The sequence below is a fragment of the Anaerostipes sp. MSJ-23 genome, from assembly GCF_018918155.1.
In the GTDB taxonomy this organism is placed as follows: Bacteria; Bacillota; Clostridia; order Lachnospirales; family Lachnospiraceae; genus Anaerostipes.
The window spans coordinates 18,707-42,580 of sequence record NZ_JAHLPY010000021.1; the positions used below are offsets into that span (position 1 = coordinate 18,707).

General features: G+C 36.2%; 21 protein-coding genes. 5 read left to right on the forward strand and 16 right to left on the reverse strand.

Features of this window, described 5'->3' with window-relative positions; all coding sequences use genetic code 11:
* Positions 1–245: 245 nt before the first annotated feature.
* Entirely contained in the window at positions 246–1,493 is a 1,248-nt protein-coding gene (locus tag KQI71_RS11215) for an LCP family protein (protein WP_216436219.1), read from the reverse strand.
* Between the two features lie 132 nt (positions 1,494–1,625).
* Between KQI71_RS11215 and ymfI the strand changes: the two genes are divergently transcribed.
* A complete protein-coding gene (gene ymfI / locus KQI71_RS11220; RefSeq protein ID WP_216436220.1) occupies positions 1,626–2,351 on the forward strand; it encodes an elongation factor P 5-aminopentanone reductase in 726 nt (241 codons plus the stop codon).
* On the opposite strand, the gene KQI71_RS11225 is transcribed toward ymfI, so the two are convergent.
* The 9 genes from KQI71_RS11225 to trxB all read right to left on the reverse strand — a co-directional run bounded on the left by KQI71_RS11225 (position 2,348) and on the right by trxB (position 13,214).
* The gene (locus KQI71_RS11225; RefSeq protein WP_216436221.1) at positions 2,348–4,489 is read right to left on the reverse strand and encodes a Tex family protein; all 2,142 of its coding nucleotides are present in this window, start codon (positions 4,487–4,489) and stop codon (positions 2,348–2,350) included. The genes ymfI and KQI71_RS11225 overlap by 4 nt on opposite strands.
* A 10-nt stretch (positions 4,490–4,499) precedes the next feature.
* On the reverse strand, positions 4,500–4,979 hold the full coding sequence (locus KQI71_RS11230) for a deoxycytidylate deaminase (protein WP_216436222.1): 480 nt from the start codon (positions 4,977–4,979) through the stop codon (positions 4,500–4,502).
* 70 nt (positions 4,980–5,049) lie between these two features.
* Positions 5,050–6,252 carry an aspartate kinase gene (locus tag KQI71_RS11235; protein ID WP_216436223.1) on the reverse strand — a complete coding sequence of 401 codons (1,203 nt, stop codon included), beginning with the start codon at positions 6,250–6,252 and terminating at the stop codon, positions 5,050–5,052.
* 45 nt (positions 6,253–6,297) lie between these two features.
* A complete protein-coding gene (locus KQI71_RS11240) occupies positions 6,298–6,738 on the reverse strand; it encodes an ACT domain-containing protein (protein WP_216436224.1) in 441 nt (146 codons plus the stop codon).
* Between the two features lie 76 nt (positions 6,739–6,814).
* Entirely contained in the window at positions 6,815–7,447 is a 633-nt protein-coding gene (locus tag KQI71_RS11245; RefSeq protein WP_216436225.1) for a SanA/YdcF family protein, read from the reverse strand.
* Complete coding sequence (gene prfB, locus KQI71_RS11250; protein ID WP_216436226.1) at positions 7,444–8,568, reverse strand: peptide chain release factor 2; 1,125 nt, start codon at positions 8,566–8,568, stop codon at positions 7,444–7,446. The genes KQI71_RS11245 and prfB overlap by 4 nt, the downstream gene beginning before the upstream one ends.
* A gap of 11 nt (positions 8,569–8,579) precedes the next feature.
* Positions 8,580–11,150: a preprotein translocase subunit SecA gene (gene secA, locus KQI71_RS11255; protein WP_216436227.1), complete on the reverse strand. Its 2,571-nt coding sequence runs from the start codon at positions 11,148–11,150 to the stop codon at positions 8,580–8,582.
* A 258-nt stretch (positions 11,151–11,408) separates the two neighbouring features.
* The gene (hpf, locus tag KQI71_RS11260) at positions 11,409–11,939 is read right to left on the reverse strand and encodes a ribosome hibernation-promoting factor, HPF/YfiA family (RefSeq protein WP_216436228.1); all 531 of its coding nucleotides are present in this window, start codon (positions 11,937–11,939) and stop codon (positions 11,409–11,411) included.
* 330 nt (positions 11,940–12,269) lie between these two features.
* Entirely contained in the window at positions 12,270–13,214 is a 945-nt protein-coding gene (gene trxB / locus KQI71_RS11265; RefSeq protein WP_216436229.1) for a thioredoxin-disulfide reductase, read from the reverse strand.
* Between the two features lie 181 nt (positions 13,215–13,395).
* Between trxB and KQI71_RS11270 the strand changes: the two genes are divergently transcribed.
* Together KQI71_RS11270 and KQI71_RS11275 are read left to right on the forward strand one after the other, a co-directional pair.
* Positions 13,396–13,668, forward strand: coding sequence for an autorepressor SdpR family transcription factor (locus tag KQI71_RS11270; RefSeq protein ID WP_216436230.1), 273 nt, complete (start codon positions 13,396–13,398; stop codon positions 13,666–13,668).
* A complete protein-coding gene (locus KQI71_RS11275) occupies positions 13,665–14,294 on the forward strand; it encodes an SdpI family protein (protein ID WP_216436231.1) in 630 nt (209 codons plus the stop codon). Before KQI71_RS11270 ends, KQI71_RS11275 begins: the two co-directional genes overlap by 4 nt.
* A 48-nt stretch (positions 14,295–14,342) precedes the next feature.
* Here the strand turns inward: KQI71_RS11275 and glgB are convergent, their stop codons facing one another.
* On the reverse strand, positions 14,343–16,154 hold the full coding sequence (gene glgB, locus KQI71_RS11280) for a 1,4-alpha-glucan branching protein GlgB (RefSeq protein WP_216436232.1): 1,812 nt from the start codon (positions 16,152–16,154) through the stop codon (positions 14,343–14,345).
* A gap of 149 nt (positions 16,155–16,303) precedes the next feature.
* On the opposite strand from glgB, the gene KQI71_RS11285 reads away from it, so the two are divergent.
* On the forward strand, positions 16,304–16,867 hold the full coding sequence (locus KQI71_RS11285; protein ID WP_216436233.1) for a TetR/AcrR family transcriptional regulator: 564 nt from the start codon (positions 16,304–16,306) through the stop codon (positions 16,865–16,867).
* On the opposite strand, the gene KQI71_RS11290 is transcribed toward KQI71_RS11285, so the two are convergent.
* The 5 genes from KQI71_RS11290 to KQI71_RS11310 form a co-directional block, all read right to left on the reverse strand.
* Positions 16,850–17,491 (reverse strand): chloramphenicol acetyltransferase, encoded by a 642-nt coding sequence (locus tag KQI71_RS11290; RefSeq protein WP_216436234.1) that lies wholly within the window; start codon positions 17,489–17,491, stop codon positions 16,850–16,852. The two genes, KQI71_RS11285 and KQI71_RS11290, sit on opposite strands and share 18 nt — an antisense overlap.
* Positions 17,492–17,509: 18 nt before the next feature.
* Positions 17,510–18,385: a pyridoxamine kinase gene (locus KQI71_RS11295; protein ID WP_216436235.1), complete on the reverse strand. Its 876-nt coding sequence runs from the start codon at positions 18,383–18,385 to the stop codon at positions 17,510–17,512.
* 13 nt (positions 18,386–18,398) lie between these two features.
* Positions 18,399–19,325, reverse strand: a complete 927-nt coding sequence (locus KQI71_RS11300) for a radical SAM protein (protein ID WP_216436236.1) — start codon at positions 19,323–19,325, stop codon at positions 18,399–18,401.
* Positions 19,326–19,423: 98 nt separating this feature from the next.
* Positions 19,424–20,590: an FprA family A-type flavoprotein gene (locus KQI71_RS11305; RefSeq protein ID WP_216436237.1), complete on the reverse strand. Its 1,167-nt coding sequence runs from the start codon at positions 20,588–20,590 to the stop codon at positions 19,424–19,426.
* Between the two features lie 194 nt (positions 20,591–20,784).
* Complete coding sequence (locus KQI71_RS11310; RefSeq protein ID WP_216436238.1) at positions 20,785–22,230, reverse strand: 4Fe-4S dicluster domain-containing protein; 1,446 nt, start codon at positions 22,228–22,230, stop codon at positions 20,785–20,787.
* 412 nt (positions 22,231–22,642) lie between these two features.
* On the opposite strand from KQI71_RS11310, the gene KQI71_RS11315 reads away from it, so the two are divergent.
* Complete coding sequence (locus KQI71_RS11315) at positions 22,643–23,749, forward strand: 5-methyltetrahydropteroyltriglutamate--homocysteine S-methyltransferase (RefSeq protein ID WP_216436239.1); 1,107 nt, start codon at positions 22,643–22,645, stop codon at positions 23,747–23,749.
* The last annotated feature ends 125 nt before the right edge of the window (positions 23,750–23,874 follow it).

Genomic DNA, 23,874 nt, shown 5'->3' on the forward strand with positions numbered 1-23,874 from the left:
TTACTATACAGCATTTTCACCAAAAAAAAAAGAAAAATTTAGGTATTTTTTTAACTTATTGTGTATTTTTAACAAAGAGCTTTCGAATTGTTTTCTTATCGTCAGAAATAATTACAATAATTTTTACCTATGATATCTATAAAAACAAAGGTATGAAAAAACCGAAAGATTTCATTTCTTTGAAATCCTCCGGTTATCATATCAGAAGGTTTGCACCTTCTTTTCCTTATTCTTTTTCATTTCGTTTAAATCTGATCTTCTGTACCAATGATAATACAAATTTTCAAACCACTGGACACAGTTCCTACCTGATACTGAGGATTTTTAAAATATTTTTTCAGATCTTTTCCAAGACCTTTTTTGGCAACAATAATCTTTGTATGTGTCAACGCACCAGAACGATTTGTCTGTACCAGCCCTATCGTATATCCGTCTTCTGACAATTTATCTTTCCAGCGGCTTGCAAGTCCTGTAATTCCTGTGGAATTCTGAATTTCAATATTAACGTTTTTCGATGATGATTTTGTGCTCTTCTTTTTAGCGGTTGTAGTTGTTGCAAGTGCTGCATCCAAATCTCCACTTTCTGAAAGAATCTGATCAAATACATTTTTAGCTTCACTTGCATCTACAATAAACGTTCCATTCTGTTCCGTTCCATCAAGGATTTTGTAATTAATATCTGTTCCTTTTACACCGCGGATCCTACTTAAATATTTTTCAACTTCATTAAAACTCGTATTAGATTTTACTGTATCATAATAGTTACTTACATATTCTTTATATTCAGATAATGATTTTTCTTTTAATGCCTTTGTAATTGCAACAAGAATATCCCCTTGTAAAGTTACATGAACTTCTTCATTCTCAAACAATGTCTGATCCGTCATTAATGCAAGAACTGCATTTCCATTTAATGTATTACTTCTCTTATTTAAAGTAACTGTTTTTGAGGTCTGATCCTCATATGTTACTGCTTTATCAAGATCTACATTAATCTCTCCTGCCATATTCATTAACTTCACCAGCTGTTTTTCTGTCATTGTTTCATAAGTATCAATACTGATTCCCAAAGTTTTTTCCACTTGCTGTTTCATCAGCACACCATCTTTTGTTGCCTTAATAAGTTCTGAAACTGTTACCGAACTTTTTGTTCTTCCAAACGCTGTTTCTACGGCATCTTTTCCTTTTTTGTTTAGATCAAGCATCATATCCGAACGCAGCGGAACAAAAATGATCTGCTGGTTCTTATTGTGATAAATTCTAAGTGTCATGGATTTCCCAGCCTGTATCAGTCCTACATCTACTCTTTCTTTACTTTCTTCTTTCAGCTGTTTTGCAATTTCAGCTTTCTTGTCTTTTTTTAATCTATTTGCAAAATAAGTCTTACTTCCCATAAAACTTACAACGCCACCAAGAATCATTACAAGAATTACAGTTACAATTCTTGCAAAAACTGCTCCGGCACCGATTTTTTTCTTCTGTTTCTTTGCCATCGATCTACTCCCTTCCGTATACAACTTTGTTCAGTATAACAAATTATTTAATTTATTTCAACAACCGCCCATGTTATAATGATAAGCGGCTTTTATTAAATTTTTAAAAATAAACAAACGAGGTATAGAAAAATGAAAACAGTATTAATTACCGGCAGTTCCCGTGGTATCGGACGTGAAACTGCCCTTTACTTTGCAAGACAAGGATGGAACGTTGTTATTCATGGCTTCCATCATCCAGAACATCTGAATTCTCTAGAGCAGGAAATCCTATCATCTGGTGTTTCCTGTTTATCCTTTATCGGCGATATCAGTCAACCCGATTTTGTAAAAGATATGATTACGAAAGCTCTCGAACATTTCCATACCATCGACTGTTTGATCAATAATGCCGGTATTTCCCAAGTCGGACTTTTTACAGATGCAACAACGAAAGACTGGTATCAGATTTTAAATACAAATCTGACTTCCGTTTTTTCTACTTGTCATAACATCCTTCCGCATATGATTCATCGCCATAGTGGAAAAATTATTAATATTTCTTCTATTTGGGGAAATGTTGGGGCTTCCTGTGAAGTTTTATATTCTACAACCAAAGGGGGCGTTAATGCTTTTACAAAAGCACTTGCCAAGGAAGTTGCCGCAAGTAATATTCAAGTCAATGCAATTGCTTTTGGTATGATTGATACCGATATGAATCGTGAATTCGATGAAGAGGACCTCGCCTTAATCAAAGATGAAATTCCAGCTGATTATATTGCAGATCCAAAGGAAGCCGCGCAGATGGTTTATCATACTGCAACGGCTCCAAAATATATGACCGGACAAATCATTACTTTTTCCGGAGGATGGTATTAATTTTTCATACTAAGCTGTATTCGCTTTTTGTCTACATCAACACTCAGGACGGTTACCTCAACAACATCGCCGACACTTACTACTTCTAACGGATGTTTAATAAAACGATCCGCCATTTTTGAAATATGCACCAGACCGTCCTGATGAACACCGATATCTACAAACGCCCCAAAATCAATTACATTTCGAACAGTTCCTTTTAATTTCATTCCAGGTTTAAGATCACTGATTTCCAAAACATCCGTTCTTAAAATTGGTTTCGGAAGATCTTCTCTTGGATCCCTTCCTGGTTTTTCCAATTCTTTCACGATATCTTTTAAAGTAATTTCTCCAATACCGAGCTTTTCAGACAGTTTTTTATAATCTGAAATCTTACTGCTAATTCCGCGCAAACCTTCCCCGGATAGTTCTTTTTCTAAATACCCAAGCTGCTTTAACAGCATGGAAGTTTCTTTATATGTTTCTGGATGAACAGCCGTTGCATCTAGAGGTTGATCTCCCCCAGATACTCTTAAAAATCCGGCACATTGTTCAAATGCCTTTGGACCAAGTTTTGCAACTTTTAATAACTCTTTCCGATTGCGAAACGATCCATTTTCTTCACGGTATGCAACAATGTTTCTGGCAACTGTTTTCGAAACACCAGAGACATATTCAAGCAGGGAAGCTGATGCTGTGTTTAAATCTACACCGACTTTATTTACGGTTGCCTCCACAACACCTCCAAGAGCCTCTGAAAGCTGTTTTTGATTCATATCATGCTGATATTGACCAACACCAATTGCTTTTGGTTCAATCTTTACAAGCTCTGCTAAAGGATCCTGTACCCTTCTTGCAATCGATGCTGCACTTCTTTGTCCTACATCAAAATTTGGAAATTCTTCTGTTGCGAGTTTACTTGCTGAGTAAACGGATGCCCCTGCTTCATTCGTTATCACATACTGAACCGGTTCCTTGATTTCTTTCAACATCTCAACGACAATTTGCTCTGATTCTCTGGATGCCGTTCCGTTTCCAATAGAAATTAGCGTAATTCCATATTTTTTAATAAGCTCCTTTACAATCTTTTTAGACTCTTCTACCTTATTTTGTGGAGCTGTTGGATAAATCACAACCGTATCCAATACTTTTCCTGTTGCATCAACGACAGCAAGTTTACATCCGGTACGAAATGCCGGATCCCATCCAAGGACAACCTGCCCTGCAATCGGAGGCTGCATCAGAAGCTGCGTTAGATTTTTTCCGAATACTTTGATTGCTTCTGTAGCAGCATGTTCTGTCAACTCATTTCGAATATCTCTCTCAATCGATGGTGCAATCAAGCGTTTATAACTGTCTTCTATAGTTGCTAGAAGAACTTTTGTTGTATATGGATTGTTTTCACGGATGATTTTTTTTGCCAAATAAGATGCAATCTTTGTCTGATCCGGTTCAATTTTCACTTGAAGAATACCCTCTTTTTCCCCACGATTGATTGCAAGAATTCGATATCCTGCAATCTTCTTTATTGGTTCTTCAAATTCATAATACATATCAAACACAGAAGACTCCTCCGGCTTCTTTGCAGATGATACAATCTTTCCATAATTCCATGTGCATTTGCGAATATAAGAACGATAACGTGCATCATCTGAAATTTGCTCTGCAATAATATCCATTGCACCTTTTATAGCATCTTCTACTGTCTCAACACCTTTTTCGCTGTCAACAAACGCCAATGCTTCTTTTTCAAAAGAATGATCTATTTTTTGAAGCAAAAGAATCTGCGCCAAAGGTTCCAAGCCTCTTTGTTTCGCGATCATCGCCCTTGTTCGTTTTTTTTGTTTATATGGACGATACAAATCCTCTACCGCTACAAGTGTTTTTGCATCCTCAATTTCATTGATTAACTTTGGTGTCAGCTTTCCCTGTTCTTCAATACTCTTTTTTACAGCCTCTTTTCGTTCCTGCAAATTTCTTAAATACAATAATCTTTCATGAAAATTTCTAAGGGTCTCATCATCAAGAGATCCTGTCATTTCTTTTCGATAACGGGCAATAAACGGAATCGTATTTCCTTCATCAATTAACTGAATGGTTGTTTCTACCTGCTGTTTTCGAATTCCAAGTTCTTCCTGTAAAATCTTTATAATATCCATGTCATCATTCCTATACTTCTATTTCAATCGTTTGCCCTTTCGGCTGAAATTGCCGGTAAGACACGCCTGCCATATCAAACATTTTCTTCGATGCGATTGTCTCGTCTGTATCCGCATACTTATCCTGCATATAAATTACTTCTTTCATTCCACTTTGTATGATTGCCTTTGCACATTCATTACATGGAAATAACGTAACATAAACTCTAGCTCCTTCTAGAGATCCTCCTCCATAATTTAGTATGGCATTTAATTCTGCATGGCATACAAAATAATACTTTGTATGAAGGGCATCACCCTCTCTCTCCCATGGCATATCATCATCATTACATCCCGTCGGCATTCCATTATATCCCACCGATAAAATCTTATTTTGTGGACTTACAAGGCATGCACCAACCTGCGTATGATCATCTTTACTTCTTTGTGCCGAAAGCAGAGCAATTCCCATAAAATACTGATCCCATGAAATATAATCTTGTCTTTTCATCCTTCCCATTCCTTTCTTTCTAGATAGAAAAAACCGCCTGAAAAAACAGGCGGTTTTCTTCTTGGTCTATTTACATCTTAAATGCGCTGTGAGCTGCAACCATTGCCTTTTCCATATCTGCTCTGTTTACCAGTACTGTCACTCGAATTTCAGAAGTGGAAATCATACGTATATTGACATTTGCTTCATAAAGTGCCTCAAACATACGAGCTGCCATTCCGTAATTATTACGAAGTCCTGCTCCAATAATAGATACTTTCGCAATATCATTTTTCACATTGATTTCTTCATAGCTTCCTTCTGGAAGATAATCTTTCAGAGAATCTACTGCAAGATCCATATCTTCTTCTTTTACAGTAAATGAGATATCTTTTTTATCATTTCTTCCGACAGACTGAAGGATCATATCAACATTTACATTTTTCTTTGCCATAACGTTAAAAATTTTAAATGCAATTCCTGGTGTATCTTCCAAACCAAGCACTGCGATTCTTGCAGCATCATCATCTCCGGCTACACCACTAATCTCAGAACTCTCTTGTTTTGCATTTTCTTTTACAACAGTTCCTTCTTCTGTTGTCAGACTAGATCTTACAACTAACTGAACACCGTGTTTCTTTGCAAGCTCAACAGAACGATTATGAAGAACACCAGCTCCAAGAGTTGCCATTTCCAGCATTTCATCGTAAGTAATTTCCAAAAGTTTCTTTGCTTCAGGCACTTTTCTAGGATCTGCAGTATAAACACCATCAACGTCTGTATAAATTTCACATGCATCTGCATGAAGTGCAGCCGCTAAAGCTACTGCTGTTGTATCAGATCCGCCTCGTCCAAGAGTTGTATAATTATCAAAACGATCAACTCCCTGGAATCCAGTAACAATGACAATCTTACGCTGTTCTAATTCATTAAAGATACGCTCTGTATCAATTCTTTTAATTCTTGCATTGCTATATACAGATGTTGTATGCATTGCTACCTGAAATGCATTCAGAGAAATTGCAGGAACTCCAAGAGAATCCATTGCCATTGCCATTAAAGATACAGAAGTCTGTTCTCCTGTTGTCAGCAACATATCCATCTCTCTTCTTGAAGGATTTGGATTAATTTCTTTTGCTTTTGCAATCAGTTCATCCGTCATTTTTCCCATGGCTGATAAAACAACAACAACATCGTTTCCCTTCTGATAATCTTCAATGCATCTCTTTGCTACATTCAGGATTCGTTCCTTATTTCCTACAGAAGTTCCTCCAAATTTTTTCACTACTAACATTTTATTTGTGCCTCCTAAACTCTTCTCTTTATTTTGTAATTTAAATTATTCCATCGCAATGATCTTTACATAAGATACAGATTCAATCTTCTCTACCTTTTGGATCATAACTGATATATTGGTCTGCTCCGATACAATATCCACGCTGACCGTCAGAAGTCCTTTTCCATTAATCGGAATGCTTTGATGGATCGTCAGGATATTAGCATTGTACTCTGCAAAAATCTGCAAAATTGAAGCCATCACACCTGGCTGGTCATTGACTTCAATGACAAATGTAATATTTCTTCCTTTTTGTTTGGCATAAAAAGGAAAGATGTCATCTTTATATTTGTAATAAGAACTACGGCTAATCCCGACGGTTTCTGTTGCCTCAAGAACCGAGACTGCCTGCTTGGAATCTAAAAGTTTTTGCACTTCCAAAACCTTTAAAAGCACTTCTGGAACCGCCTTTTTTTTAATCACATAGTAATTTGTCTCTTCCATAATGAATTGCTTCCTTTGTATTTGTGCGGTGTACACATGTCTTTCTACAGAATACTATCACATTTGTATGCAATAATCAATAGGTAATTGGAAGTTCTTTCAGACTATATTTTGGTTTCGGTTTTGTAATTGTGCATTCTATCCACGCCTTATCAGCTGCAAAAAAATCACGAAACTTTTCATAAAGTTCTTTTTTATACGAATGCCGATCCGCTCTTACGCAAAAACCATTCATTCCAAGTTGCTGCATAAGATAACCGGTTCGTTTAAAATATTTTTTTTGCGTACAAACCAAAAACTGCTTCTTAGGAAATGCTTCCCGACACCGATAAACAGTGGAATAAGTATCAAGACCACCATCATCCATTATAATATGTTTAGAATCTACTTTGGCATTGATCAGAAATTTTCTTCCTGCCCGATTTTCTCTTGCTGCTCCAGATAAAATAATAAGATTCGTCTTTCTGCTCTGGTAAAGATCTAAGGCCGTATTTAAGCGATCTTCCAATGCAAACGATGGCTTCCCATTTTCATGAACAAGACATCCAGGAACAATTACTGCATCTACTGATGGGATGTTTTCCATCTGATCAGTATCATAAGTTTTTCTTTCATTTTTAAGACTCTGATTACAGAACACTGTAAACAATAGGCCAGTTCCTCCTAAAAATGTCACAATTGCTGCTGCATATTTCAGAAATTGTTTCATTCTTCACCCCTTGTTTTTTTCTGATTTTCCCATGAAAGATATGCATTCATAAATGCATCCAAATCTCCATCTAACACTGCCGATGGATTCCCACTTTCCTCGTTTGTTCTGTGATCTTTTACCAGTGTATATGGCTGTAATACATAAGAACGAATCTGACTTCCCCATCCATTATCTGTGACATCTCCACGGATATCTGATAATTTTTCGAGATGCTGTTGTTCTTTTAATAAATACAACTTTGTTTTTAACATCTTCATTGCCTGGTCTTTATTTTTGTGCTGAGAACGCTCATTCTGACATTGTACGACAATTCCTGTTGGAATATGTGTAATTCTGATCGCAGAGTCTGTTTTATTAATATGCTGCCCACCAGCACCACTGGCACGATACGTATCAATTCTAATATCTTCATCTGCAATTTCTACTTCTAAATCTTCCTTAATTTCTGGCATCACATCACAAGAAGCAAAAGAAGTCTGTCTCTTTCCAGCTGCATTAAATGGTGAAATTCTTACAAGACGATGAACACCACGTTCCGAGCGCAAATAGCCAAATGCATTTTCTCCGATAATCTTAACTGTTACTGATTTAATGCCAGCTTCATCTCCATCTAAATAATCAAGTACTTCTGTTTTATATCCTTTTTTTGTAGCCCATCTTGTATACATACGGTACAACATACTAACCCAATCACAAGATTCTGTTCCTCCAGCACCAGCATGAAGCGTAAGAATCGCATTATTTTTGTCATATTCTCCAGTCAAAAGAGTAGAAATACGAAGTCGTTCATATTCTTTTTCAAAATCCTTCATCGTATCTACAGCCTCTGCTGCCAAATCTTCATCTTCATCCTCAGATGCCATTTCAATTAGCGTCTCGATATCATCAAATTTTGTTTTTAAATCTTCATATTCTTCTACTACATCTTTTAAACCCTTTACTTCTTTCATTACCTGCTGAGATTTTTCTACCTGGTCCCAAAACCCAGGTTCTTCCATGGAAAGTTCCAGCTGGTCAATTCTTTCTTTTTTTGCCTCTAAAGCAAGAGAACCACTGAGGTCCTCCAGTGGTTCTCGGAAAGAGTTTAAAGTATATTTTAATTGTTCTAACTCAATCATTGATAAACTCCTTATTTATTTTTTCCGCAGCAGTTTTTATATTTCTTTCCACTGCCGCACGGACAAGGATCATTTCTTCCAACCTTTGCACCTTTTCTTACATAAGGTTTTCTTTCTACACTTTCATCCTTGTTTGTTCCTGTAATAATCGGAGCCTCTTCTCTTTCAATTTTCTGTTCAATTTGAACATGGAATAAAGCCCCTGTTGTTTCTTCCTGAATGGCTTTTGTCATATCATTAAACATATCAAAACCGATCATACGATATTCAACAACCGGATCTCTCTGTCCATAAGCCTGCATTCCGATTCCTTCTCTTAACTGATCCATATCATCGATATGATCCATCCATTTACGGTCAATGACCTTCAAGAGAATGATACGCTCAATTTCACGAAGATCAAAGTCTTCAAATTCTTTTTCTTTCTCTTCATATAATGCAACCGTTTCTTCCTGAAGACGTTCAATCAGTGTTTCCACTTTACCAGACTTTTTCTCTGCATCAGTAAGTTCAATTTTATTTAACGGCACAATTGGAAGAAGTTCTGCATTTAAAGAATCTAAATCCCATTCTTCTGGAGGAAGTTCATCGCTGATAACCTGGCTAACATGATTTGCAACTGTTTCTTTCATCATATTCAAAACAGAGTTTCTCATATTATCCCCATCGAGAACTCTACGACGTTCTTTGTAGATAACTTCGCGCTGATCATTGTTGACACGGTCATAATCCAACAAGTTTTTACGAATACCAAAGTTATTATTTTCGATCTTCTTTTGTGCTCTTTCAATTGTTTTACTAATAGATTTATGCTGGATTTCTTCTCCTTCTGGAATACCGAGAGCATTGTAAATAGAAATCATACGCTCAGATCCAAACAGACGCATTAAATCATCTTCAAGGGACAGATAGAATTTAGATTCTCCCGGATCTCCCTGACGACCTGCACGACCACGCAGCTGATTATCAATACGTCTAGATTCATGACGTTCTGTACCAATAATCTTTAATCCACCAAGTTCTGCAACACCATCTTCCAGGACGATATCGGTACCACGACCTGCCATGTTCGTCGCAATAGTAACAGCACCAATTTCACCTGCATGAGAAATAATTTCTGCTTCTTTCTCATGGAACTTCGCATTTAAGACATTATGCTTGATACGCTTCTTCTTTAACATTGCACTTAGTTCTTCCGAAGTTTCAATGGTAATTGTACCTACCAGAACTGGCTGTCCTTTTTCATGAGAAGCAATGATATCGTCTACAACGGCATTCATTTTTTCTCTTTTTGTTTTATAAATTGCATCATTATGATCAATACGAATAACCGGTTTGTTTGTTGGAATTTCAACAACGTCCATTCCATAAATCTCGCGGAATTCCTGTTCCTCTGTCTTAGCAGTACCTGTCATACCAGCTTTCTTTTCATATTTATTAAAGAAATTCTGGAAGGTAATTGTTGCCAGAGTTTTAGACTCTCTTTTTACCTGTACATGTTCTTTTGCTTCAATTGCCTGATGAAGGCCATCGGAATAACGTCTTCCTGGCATAATACGTCCAGTAAATTCATCGACAATAAGAACTTCATTATCTTTTACAACATAATCTTTGTCTTTAAACATTAAATTATGTGCTCGAAGAGCAAGAATAATATTATGCTGAATTGCCAGGTTATCTGGATCTGCCAAGTTTTCAATATGGAAAAATTCCTCAACCTTACGCACACCTTCTGCTGTCAAAAGAATATTCTTGTCTTTTTCATTTACAAGGAAATCTCCATCTTCTTTGATATCTTCATTCATTAAGATATCCATCTTAGATAATTCACCATCAGAACTTCCACGTTCCATCTGACGTGCTAAAATATCACATGCACGGTAAAGCTCTGTTGATTTTCCACTTTCTCCAGAAATAATCAATGGTGTTCTCGCTTCATCAATCAAAACCGAGTCAACCTCATCGACAATCGCATAATGAAGGTCTCTCTGTACAAGATCTGCTTTGTCAATGACCATATTATCTCTTAAATAATCAAATCCAAGTTCGTTATTTGTAATATAAGTAATATCACAATTATATGCAGCACGACGTTGATCATTATCCATATCATTTGTAACAACACCGACACTGACTCCAAGTGCATTATGCACCTGTCCCATCCATTCTGCATCACGAGTAGCCAAATAATCATTGACCGTTACGATATGAACACCCTTTCCTTCCAGTGCATTTAAATAAGCAGGTAACGTAGAAACAAGGGTTTTACCTTCTCCTGTTCTCATCTCTGCAATTCTTCCCTGATGCAGGATAATTCCACCGATTAACTGTACTCTATAATGTTTCAGTCCAATGGTACGGCTACTGGCTTCACGTACAACAGCAAATGCTTCTGGAAGAAGATCATCCAATGTTTCACCTTTGGATAAACGGTCTTTAAATTCTTCTGTTTTTGCTCTTAATTCTTCGTCCGATAACTTCTGCATGGATTCATCCAGTGCCTCAATTTTATCCACGGTTTTGCTGATTCGCTTCAGTTCTTTTTCACTGTGAGAACCAAACATCTTATCAAATAAACTCATAAATTTGTTCTCCTAACTAATACTGTCTATCATAGTATATAGACTGTTATATTGTAACACTTCTAAATATCCGACGCAAGCAAACTGCCTTTAAAAACCTTGATTTTATTTAATTTTAACATATCTTTTGAAATTTTTTCTTAATTATAGGCGAAAAGAGTTTTATATTTTGTAAGCTTCTGCATCATATTTACAATCATATAAAACCATAAAGAAAAAGGAGACCCTTTGAAAAGAGCCTCCTGTCAACAGAATTTTCTAAAATTCTGGTTCGATCAATCCGTATGTATTTTCTTTTCTCTTATATACGACATTGACTTCGAACGTATCAGAATTACGGAATACGAAGAAATCATGTCCCAATAATTCCATCTGGATGCATGCTTCTTCTACATCCATCGGTTTGATGGCAAATTTCTTGGTTCTGATAATCTGAATATCATCATCTTCCACTTCATCTTCCATATCCATAAATTCCTGCTTGAAGCTGGTTCCCTCATGCTTCTGATTCATCAGTCTTGTTTTATATCTGCGAATCTGACGTTCAATCACATCTACAACTAAATCAATGGATACATACATATCCTCGCTTCCTTCTTCTGCACGGATAATATGTCCCTTCATAGGAATGGTAACTTCAATCTTCTGTCTACCTTTTTGAACACTGAGGGTAACGTTGACAATCGTGTCATCTACCAGATACTTATTGAGGCGGCCAAGTTTTTCCTCAACTGCTGCCTTCATTCCTTCTGTAACCTCGATGTTCTTTCCACTAATAATGAACTTCATGACTCCCAACTCCTTTACTTTTAATGTAAAATCATTATAACATAGATTGGCCGTCATTGGAACAAAAATCTTTTTAGAAATACTACACAAAACATTTGTTTTCTTTTTTGTTTTTTTAACAATCAATTTTTGTCGAAAACACCCTGTGGATAATGTGGATAACTTTGTGTATAACTAGTTTTCGGCTAATTTCCGTTATTTTACATGTGGATAACTTTGTGTATAAAATTTGCAATCATTTCTGGTTATTTTTTCCTTTTTTAATCCAATTATACATGTCTCACAAATCGTAAAAAAGTACTTGCAAAATCATTTTTTAGTCACCAAAAATTATTTAATTAAGTTTTCAGAAAATTGTGTCATCTGCAAATAACGCTCTACTGATAAAACGCAATTTGCCCCGTCAGCTGCGGCGGTTACCACCTGTCTTAAATTTTTCGTTCTTCCATCTCCAGCGACAAAAATTCCAGGTAAATTTGTCACTCCATCTTCTCCTGCAACAATGTATCCCTGCTCATCTGTTTGAAGCTTTCCAGCAAGGAAATTCGCAGCAGGCTGTGTACCGACAGCAATAAAGATTCCATCAACCAAAAGTGACTTATCCACATGGTTATCCACATTTTCAATCGTTATGCTTTCCACCTGATTTTCACCGTCGATTTTTGTCACAATCGTATTCCATAACACTTCAATTATTTCATTTTTTTCTACCTGATCTTGCAGAATTTTTGCCCCGCGGAACGCATCTCTTCGATGAATCAAATACACTTTTTTGCAAATTCTACTCAAGAAAATAGCATCTTCCAGGGCAACATCTCCACCACCGACAACAGCTGCTGTCTTATTACGGAAAAATGCTCCATCACATGTTGCACAATAGGAAACTCCCATACCGCCAAGACGTTCTTCTCCTTCAACACCAAGAAGCCGATGCTGTGCACCTGTTGCAAGAATGATCGTCTTTGCCTTTAAAACTTCTCCACTTTTTAAATAAATTTCCCTGATCAGATCATCCACACAGATATCCGTTACCTCTGCTGTCTTTATTTCAACACCAAGTTCTTTTGCATGTTCTGCAAATTTATCTCCAAGATCCATTCCATTGGTTTTTGGCATTCCTGGATAGTTATCAACTTCATAAGTCTGAACCACCTGTCCACCAGGAAGATATTCTTTTTCAAGAACAATACAGTTCAACATAGCTCTTTTTGCATAAATTGCTGCTGACATTCCTGCCGGTCCAGATCCAATGATCACAAGATCGTAAACTTTCATTTTTCTTTCTCCTTTATAGATATTTTGTACTTTTTCTTCTATATTATACCAGTTTGTCCACATATTATGAGAAAAAGTTTTCTCAAATAATATTTAGATAACTTTCTAAATATCAATTGACATCTGTGTATTTTCATGCTACATTTAGATAAACTTCTAATTATATAAAGGAGATGATTTCTTGGGGTTTCAGCAAACATTTAAAGCACTATCCGACCCTACTAGAAGAGAAATTTTAAACCTTTTAAAAGATGGAGCTCTTTCTGCAGGAGAAATCGGAGAACATTTTGAAATGACGGGAGCTACTTTATCTCATCATTTCAACCTTTTAAAAGAAGCAAACCTAGTGACGGTGACAAGACATGGAAAATTTATCTACTATGAATTAAATTTATCGGTCTTTGAGGAAATTATTTATTGGTTTCAAAGTTTTAAGGAGGATAAGAACAATTGAAAATAAGAAATAAAACTATTTTATTTATTTTTATGATATCTTTGCTAATTTCAATCATTGCTTTTCCGTCTCTGAAAGAACAGATTCCTATTCATTGGGGCTTTGATGGAAAAATTGATGGATATGGGAGTCGATACTGGATTTTCCTAGAGCCTGCGCTAATCCTGATTTTTAGGTTTTTCATGGATTTTGTTCGAAAAATTGATCCAAAGAAAAATTCCTATCATATTTTTCATAGAGAATACGATTTATTTATGACTGCCATCGCTCTTTTTATCCTGGCCATACAAATTTTTTCTCTTGGTCCAGCCTTTGGTATACAACTTCCCGTTGGAAAACTTGTTATATTTATCGTTGGAATTCTTCTTTCCTTTATTGGAAATTTGCTTCCAAAATTAAAACCGAACTATTTTATGGGAATTAAAACCCCATGGTCTATTGCTAACGAAACTGTCTGGTTTAAAACACATCGCATTGCAGGAAAAATATGGTTTATCGGAGGCATCTTGATGGCATTGTCCATTTTTCTTCCAAATTCAATACAGACCATTCTCTTTGTTACCATTCTTAGTGTTATGGTTTTAGTTCCTTATGTCTATTCCTATTATGTATATAAAAAAGAATAAATAACATCTGCCGTTATTGAAAAATCAATAGCGGCAGATGTTATTTTCTTATGAAATTGGCTTCTTTTTTAACTCCAAAAGAATTCCACTATATCGTGGCAATGTTATCGTAAGTTCACTCTCTTGTTCTTTTCCCTTTAGGTGACAATTTTCCTTCCGTTTCTTTATCGTTCCACCATAAATTTCCCAATCCGTATGAAGTAAAATCTTCTTTCTCCACCTTCCTGAAATCTGAAACTTATAATCCTCTTGCTCCTGATCTGAAAAATTTAAAACAGCAACTAACATCGTATCCTCTTTCATTCTTCCAATCGAATAGATGCATCGCTCTTCCTGATGGCAGTCAAGCCATTGAAAATTATATGGATGATAATCTTTATGCAATGCATCCTCCTTCTGGTAAATTTTATTTAATTCAATCATATAACGATGAAATGCCTTATGAATTGGGTATTCTAATATACACCAGTCCTGTTCTTGTTTTTCATCCCACTCTCTTAACTGACCAAACTCATTTCCCATAAAGTTCAGTTTTTTCCCAGGATGCATCATCATGTATAAATACATCGCCCGCGCCTGTGGAAATTTATCATCATAATCTCCATACATCTTCTGCAGAATCGTTGCTTTTCCATGAACAACTTCATCGTGACAAAATTCCAACATATAATGTTCATTCCAATAATACATCATAGAAAATGTCAGTTTATGATAATCCCTTGTTCGATACTGTGGACCTGTTTGGAAATATTCCAGCGTATCATGCATCCAACCTAGATCCCATTTGTAATCAAAACCAAGTCCGCCTTTCCATACTGGAGTTGTTACTCCCTGATAGGAAGTAGAATCTTCCGCAATAAGCATCGCTGTTGGATGGCGCTGTTTCAATCCAAGATTGAAATCTTTTAAAAATTTGATCGCTGTATCATTAATTCCTCGTCTCTCATCTCCCTGCCAATAAATCAATCGACTCACTGCATCCATACGAATTCCATCAAAATGATACTCTGACAACCAATAATTTGCAGCAGACTGCAAAAAACATTGAACTTCTCTTCTAGAATGAATAAAATTACAGCTTCCCCATTCACTTTCTCCAGTATCTCGATTGTCATACTCATAAAATGGAGTTCCATCGTATAATCTCAGTCCATAAGTATCAACCGCAAAATGCACCGGAACAAAATCCATGATTACACCAATTCCTGCCTGATGCAAAAGATCAACAAATTTCATTAGCTGCGCTGGCTTTCCATATCTTTTTGTTGGAGCAAAAAATCCAGTATTCTGATATCCCCATGAACCGTCAAACGGATGCTCTGAAAGCGGCATCAGCTCCACATGCGTATAATGATTACTTTTCAAATAAGGAACTAGCATTTTTGCAATTTCATCATAAGAGTACCATCCATTTTTATCTTCTGGATTCATTTTCCATGATCCCATATGCATCTCATAAATATTAACAGCCTCTTCCATGCCATCATTACGACCTTCCATCCATTCCTGGTCATGAAATTCATATTCCGAAAGATCACAAATAATTGAGCAATCTCCCGGTCTTAACTCCATCTCAAACCCATATGGATCACAATGTTGCTGCATATGTCCTCCAGGACCATAAATACAATATTTATACATTTGTCCAACCTGTGCCTGATTCGAATAAAAGGAAAAGAAACCACTCTGATCTTCTTTTGTGAGGAACTCTTCTTGCCATTGATTAAACTCCCCAATAATCGAAATTTTTTCTGCTCTTGGAGCATAGGTGATAAAACGGATTCCATCTCCTTCTTTATGCGCACCCATATATTTATATGCATCAAATATTTTCCCATCGTAAAAGTCCTGTCGATTCATTTCAATGCCCCCTTATCCTACAAGTGTTGTTTTTCATTCATATGTATATTATAATCAATATATGAATATGGAACAACCATCAAACAATAAAAATATGCTGTTTATCCAACATTTTTCCATAAATTTCAGCATTTTAGAAAGGACTTTTTATGAACCACAAAAAAACAGATCGGAGAATTTTACGGACAAAACAGGCATTACGAGAAAGTTTTCTCACCTTGCTGAAAACACAATCCATTCAAAAAATTACTGTATCAAAAATTTGTGAATTATCGAGTATTAATCGAAGTACTTTTTATACTTATTATTCCAATCCACAAGATCTTCTCCACTCAATCGAAGATGAAATCATCGAGACATTGGAACAAAAACTAGAAGGATCCATCGCTTTGTTACCAGGAGCTGTTGTTGTTTATGTCAGTGAACATAAAGATCTTGTCCGCCTTGTATTTTCCAACAATGGAGATCCTGGTTTTTTAAATAAGATTACAAAGATTTCACAGGCTAAAACGATTGCAAGCTGGAATGCTCAATATCCTTCTATTTCTAAAGATCTTTTTGCAGCATTGCATACCTATATTGCAAACGGTTGCATCGGTCTCATCCAAAATTGGGTACATGAAGATTTCAAACAGCCTGAAGAAGAAATTTATCATTTAGTTGAGGAATTTTCTAAAATCACATTTAATGGTTTTCTAAAGCGTAATTTCTGATAATACTTCCTGGAGCCGTTTAAAAAACATGCTTGTATGATAACCATCCGCCGATGCATGCGCAATCGTCAGGGCCGTAGATAATTTTCGCCTTCCATCCTCTAGTACATATTTTCCAAAAGTAACAATTGGAAATAAATTAGGCGTTCCTCCCGGAACCCAAGTACTGTACCCCGTAAAATCCATCCATGGAACACAGGAAATACAGAAAAAATTCGGCGGCTGATTTTCTTTTCCTTTTGGTCCTTTGACATCTTTATAAGTTTCCATATCATTTACAATATTCTCATAACAAGTTTTAAAATCATCGTTATATTCGGACCAAATATCAGAAAATGTATGATCATCTTTATGAAAAATCGTAAAATTAGGATGCATTACATCCCAGTAACCTGGATTTCCCTGCGCATCAAGACCCATTTTAAACTCTTTCTTTTCATTAATAACTTTTCCTGCACAATAAATAAATGCCGGATAAAATTTTAATCCCTGTTTTTTTACTTGTTGATACAGATTTTCCACATCCAAGCGTACCGTCACAGTATAGCCACATGGAATCATTTCCATATAATATTCAAAGTGCTTTTTCCGCTCCCAATGCTCCTGATCAATTAACTGAAACATAAACATCCTTCTTTCTTTTTATTTTAACATCTCATAACCACCTAATACGACTGGCATCTTTAAAATTTCCAGGACTTTTTCAAGAAGTACCCCTTCTCTATTTGGATAATCAAATCCATAGCTTGCTTTAATTGCCTGCGTAATAAACTGCACTCCTTTATCCAATGCAATTGGCAGGCTATCGCCATCCAGAAGACTTCCAATCATGACAGAAGTGTAAGCATCACCCGTTCCCGGATAAGAAGCCGGAATATAACGACATTGGATTTTCCAGTATGTATCACAACTTCTATCATAGGCAACAACATTTGTATCTTTTCCTTCTCCCTGATCGGGAACACTTGTTGCCACAACAATTTCAGGTCCCATATCTGAAAGTCTCTTCAACCACTTTTTCATTTTTTCATCCGTTGTCTTTTCTTCATATAGCTCCCCAAGCAAAAGACCAACTTCAGTGAAATTTGGCGTAATAATATCCGCTTTTGCAACTAGTTTTCTCATTCCAGATACAAGTTCATCTGTCATTGTTGAATATAATGCTCCATTATCCCCAAGCACTGGATCTACAACAACCATATTATCCGGTGTACTAAAATCATCAATAAAATCAGAAACAATTTGAATTTGACGTTCAGAACCTAAAAATCCAGAATAAATACAATCAAAATCTAAATTTAATGCTTTCCACTGATCAATATATTCCTGCATATGATCCGTGAAATCCACAAAACTGAAATTTTCAAATCCTCCGGTATGATTTGATAAAATAGCGGTTGGAAGCGGACATACCTGTACTCCCATTGATGATAAGATCGGTATAATGGCCGTTAAAGATGCCCTTCCAAATCCGGACAAATCATGAATTGCTGCTACTTTTTTTACACTATGTTTCATTTTCTCCTCCAAATTAACAAAGCCGAAAAGTAAGAATTCCTTTGTAGTCAATCACTGCAATTTCTGGATCCCGCTTCATTTGCTCCATAATTTCTTCTTTATTTTCTACCTGTCTGCTTTCAAGAAAGCCAGAAACTTCAAATTGATTCATCGGATGGCGCCCAATGATTGACTTGACTGCCTCATAGTCATCCTCAATCTCACTAAAAAAGCTTCCAGAGCTTACCATTTCAATAGAAATTCCACCGAGCGTTTCAACCGCATATTTCATATGTTCTTCTGATACAACGTTCACTCCCTCTTCTGCCGGCGGGCGTACTGGAGTATTTAAATACAAACGGTCGTAACGAAGTTTCAAAAGCAATTCTTTGAATGCGTTGATAGACTCTTTATCATCATTGATTCCATCAATCAGCATGATTTCAAGCCACAATTCTCCTTGATACATCTTTGTAAAGGTAACGAGTCCTTCAAATTCTTCTTCAAATTTAATTTTTCCATATGGACGATCAATTTTTTTCGCAATTTCCTGATTATAAGCATCTAAAGAAGGAAGGACCATGTCTGCATGACAAAGTTCCTCTCTTACCTGAGGATCTGAAAGCAAAGCTCCATTTGTAATAACTGCTACTGGCTTATCGGTAAGTTCCTGCAATCCACAAATCAATTCTCCAAGATTACTACATAACGTCGGTTCTCCTTCTCCTACCACCGTTACAATATCAAATTTATCAGAATCTTTTAAATAAGCTTTAAATTCTTCTAAAATATCCTCTGTCTTATAAAACTCCTGTCTTGTATTGGTCATTTTGTCTGTTCTGCCAAGCTGACAGTAGATACAAGAATAGTTGCATGTTTTTTTAGGCAATGGACTAATCCCAAGAGACCTTCCTAGTCTTCTTGATGGAATTGGACCAAAGACATATTGAAATTCTCCCATTTTCTTATCCTTTCCTTTGTTTTTTCTCATTATAACAGAAAAAAGAAAGGCATGTCTCTTCTTTTAAAGACATGCCTTTCTTTTTTTATTTTTTCTTCTTATGCGTTTAACAGATGATCAGCAAGTTCTTCCATTGCCTTTACTGTATCTTCTTTCATCGTAGAACGAATTGTTACAACAGGTTCTACAACATTCATATTCTTATATGTGTCAACAATTGCTTTCATTTTCTTTGCAGCCATTGGCGCCCAGGAACCATTTTCAATAAATGCAACGGTACGTTTCTGGTAATTCTTTGCACTTAAATGATGTAAGAAATCTTCCATACATGGGAAAATTCCACCATCATAAGTTGCTGCTGCAAGAACCAGTTTATCATAACGGAAAGCATCTTCAATTACTTCTGCCATATCATCTCTGGACAAATCAGCGACAACTACTTTCTTTGCACCTTTTTCTTCCAAGATGGAAGCAAATTTCTTTGCAGCTTCTGCTGTATTTCCATGAATAGAACCATATGCAACAACAATTCCTTCGTCTTCTGGTTCATATTTGCTCCATGTATCATAAAGTCCAATATAATATCCAAGATTTTCTTTTAAGATTGGACCATGTAATGGACAAATCATCTGAATATCCAAAGTTGCAGCTTTCTTTAACAGAGCCTGTACCTGTGCTCCATATTTTCCACAAATATTAAAATAATAACGTCTTGCTTCACATGCCCAGCTTTCTTCTACATCAAGCGCTCCAAATTTTCCAAATCCATCTGCTGAGAATAAAACTTTTTCTGTCTGTTCATATTCTACCATAACTTCTGGCCAATGAACCATTGGTGCCATAAAGAACTGAAGAACATGTTTTCCAAGAGAAAGTGTATCTCCTTCTTTTACTTCCACTTTACGATCTGTCAAATCAAATGTAAAGAACTGTGGAATCATATTAAATGTTTTTGCATTGGCAACAATTTTTGCTTCTGGATATTTCTCTGCTAATACTTGAAGACTTGCAGCATGATCTGGTTCCAGATGGGATACAACAATGTAATCAACATCTTTTCCATTTAATTCTTCTGCAAGGTTGTCCAACCATTCATCTGTTCTTCTCTTATCAATTGTATCCATAACGGCTACTTTTTCATCTAAAATGACATAGGAATTATAAGAAACTCCGTTTGGTACAACGTACTGACTTTCAAATAAATCGATGTCATGGTCATTTGCTCCAATATATTTGATAGAATCTGTAATTGTAATATCTTTCATTAAATATAACCTCCAAATCAGACTTGTTTACTTCTTTTGTTTGACAATACTATAACATACTTTTTGAGAAAATGCTAGTAGGAATCATTACTGTTTTTAATACAATCCTACCTATTTTTAATAAGCTTGTATCATATCTTTCTCTTTTTATAAACAAAGAAAAGCGTGTAGGAAAAATCCCACACGCCTGCTTTCTAACGATGCATAGAAAAACTATCCATATCATAACGTTTTAAATTATCTGTGATCTTACGATCATCTGCAGATTTAATCAGATTTTCTCTAACTTTTCTTGCCTTCATAACTTCTTCATTACGGCTTGGTCCTCCGACACATCCGCCTTCACATGCCATACCTTCAATAAAGTCTTCCGGTAGTCTTCCTCTCTGTAAGAACATCAATGCTTTCTTACATTCAGCAGCTCCATTTGCCTTACATACCTTAATGTCCAGATCCTGATCTGTTTCTTTCATATATTCCAGGACAGAATTTGTAACTCCACCAGAGTTTCCATAGAATTTACCAAAGATTGTAGAATCCTGATATGTATTTTCTGCAGGCTGTAATTCAACGCCTCTTGCACGTAAAATAGCAAGAATTTCATTGTAGTTTAATGCATAATCTGCATTTCCTTCGATCTTCTGATCGGCAACTTCTGATTTCTTTGCAACACATGGTCCAACGAATACTGTAACTGCATCTGGATCTTTTGCCTTGATCATTCTTGATACTGCACACATTGGAGATACTGTTGTGGAAATCATATCTGCAAGATCTGGATAATGTTTACGAATCATATTTACAAATCCAGGACAGCAAGAAGTTGTTTTCTTTTCTCCATTTTTATAAGCTTCAATCCACTCTTCTGCTTCACTGCAAGTTGTCATATCTCCACCAAGACCTGCTTCTACAAGATCTTCAAAACCGGCTTTCTTTACCGCTTCTCTCCAGCTTTCCATAGTAATGTCTTTTCCAAACTGACCTTCTGTAGCTGGTGCAAGAATTACATATACTTTCTTATCTGATTTTAATGCATTCACTGTATCAACAACCCATGTCTTTGTTCCAATTGCCCCAAATGGACATTTTGCTGCACACTGTCCACAACGGATACATTTTTCCTCATCGATTACAGAAATTCCATATTCATCATAAGAAATTGCGTTCACTGGACAACTTTCCTTACATGGTCTAGATACATGTGCGATTGCATTGTATGGACAGGCTTTCGCACACATTCCACATTCTTTACATTTAGCCGAATCAATTTTCGATCTTGTATTACCTGGTTCAATTGCACCAAAACGACAAGCTTTAATACAATCTTTTCCAAGACAATTCTGGCAGTTATTTGTTACAACATAGCTGGAAATTGGACAGTCTGCACACGCAGATTTGATCACCTGAACGATATTTCCATCATCTTCTGCTCCAGGAGCCTTTCCCTCTGCCAAACGGATTCTCTGACGAATGATTTCTCTTTCCTTGTAAATACAACAACGAAATGTTGGAGTTGGACCAGGAATCATCTGTTCTGGAATGAGATCTCTATCTTGTTCCAAAGTTCCATCAAAAGCTGCTCTTGCTACCAGATACAGTAAATCCTTTTTTAAACTGTTGATACTTGTTACATCGTACATACTTGCTTACCCTTCCTTTAAAAAACACTTAACTACAATACCCTCATATTGTTATTTTTTTATCTATCTGTATTATAACAAAAATTTTCATTTCTCTCTACAATGCTTAAATAAAAATACATAAAACATGCATTTTTTTTAATTTTGTACAATTAACATCTTCTTAACATAAATCTTGTCTGTACTTTGCATACAATGTTTGTTAAAGGAAAGACATTATTCTGATAGGTCCTACCATTTTTATTCCTTTCAAAAGAAGTTGCTCTTACATCTCGATCTCACCTCTTAGATTTACTATAGTTTTTTTCTATATCAAACACTGCTTTATATATATTTCTCTTTCCTTTTGATAGTTGTTATAATTATTATAATTTGTAGTTATTTTTTCAAAAAATTAGGAGGTACAATTTTTATGAGACCTTATCGATATGATATTGTCGGAAGTTTTTTAAGACCAGAATACTTAAAAGAGGCAAGAGCACAACATCTGGAAGGAAAAATAAATGATGCTCAATTACGCGAAGTAGAAAATAAAGCCATCAAAGAATTGGTAGAGAAAGAAAAAGCGGTTGGATTAAGAGCTGTCACCGATGGTGAATTAAGAAGACGCTACTGGCATCTAGATTTTCTTGCCTCTCTTGTTGGTGTAAAAGAAATCAAAGCAGATCACTGGTCTGTTGCGTTTAAAGGACATCAACCTAAAGCCGCCACTCTTGAAATTATTGATAAAATTGATTTTGACGAAAATGATGCTTTTCTCGATCATTTTTCTTATCTAAAAGAAGTTGCAGGAGACATTGATTGTAAAATGACGATTCCTTCTCCTACGATGCTTCACTTAATCTGCTGCGTTCGTGGAAGCGAAAGCTATCAGCCTATCGATCGTTACAAAAATGAAGATGATCTTTATCATGAAATCGCACTTGCTTATCAAAAAGCGATCAAAGCTTTCTATGCTCGTGGATGTCGCTATTTACAATTTGATGATACATCATGGGGCGAATTTTGTGATCAGAGCAAGCGCGATGACTACGCAAGCCGCGGACTTGATCTCAATCAGATTGCAAAAAATTATGTAAAGATGATCAATGAAGCTCTCGAAGCAAAACCAGATGATATGACAATTACCATGCACATCTGTCGCGGAAACTTCCGTTCTACCTGGTTCTCTTCTGGTGGTTATGAACCAGTTGCTGAAACATTATTTGGCGGATGTAAGATTGATGGTTTCTTCTTAGAATATGATAGTGACCGTGCCGGAGACTTCAAACCATTACGTTTCATAAAAGACCAGAAAGTTGTTTTAGGTCTTGTCACTTCCAAAGATCCACAGCTGGAAGATAAAGAAGAAATCAAAGTTCGTATCCAAGAAGCAAGCCAGTATGTTCCATTGGATCAGCTTTGCTTAAGCCCACAATGCGGATTTTCTTCTACCGAAGAAGGAAACATCCTGACAGATGAAGATCAGTGGAAAAAATTAGCCCTAATCAAAGAGATCGCTGAAGAAGTGTGGGGATAATATTTCAATCGAGTAGGAGGCGGTGACTAACCGCCGTCCTCTCGCAGCACCGTACGTACCGTTCGGTATACGGCGCTTTCAATAGTTGACGTGCACAGACTGGTAGGCTGTGGCTAAATCATAAT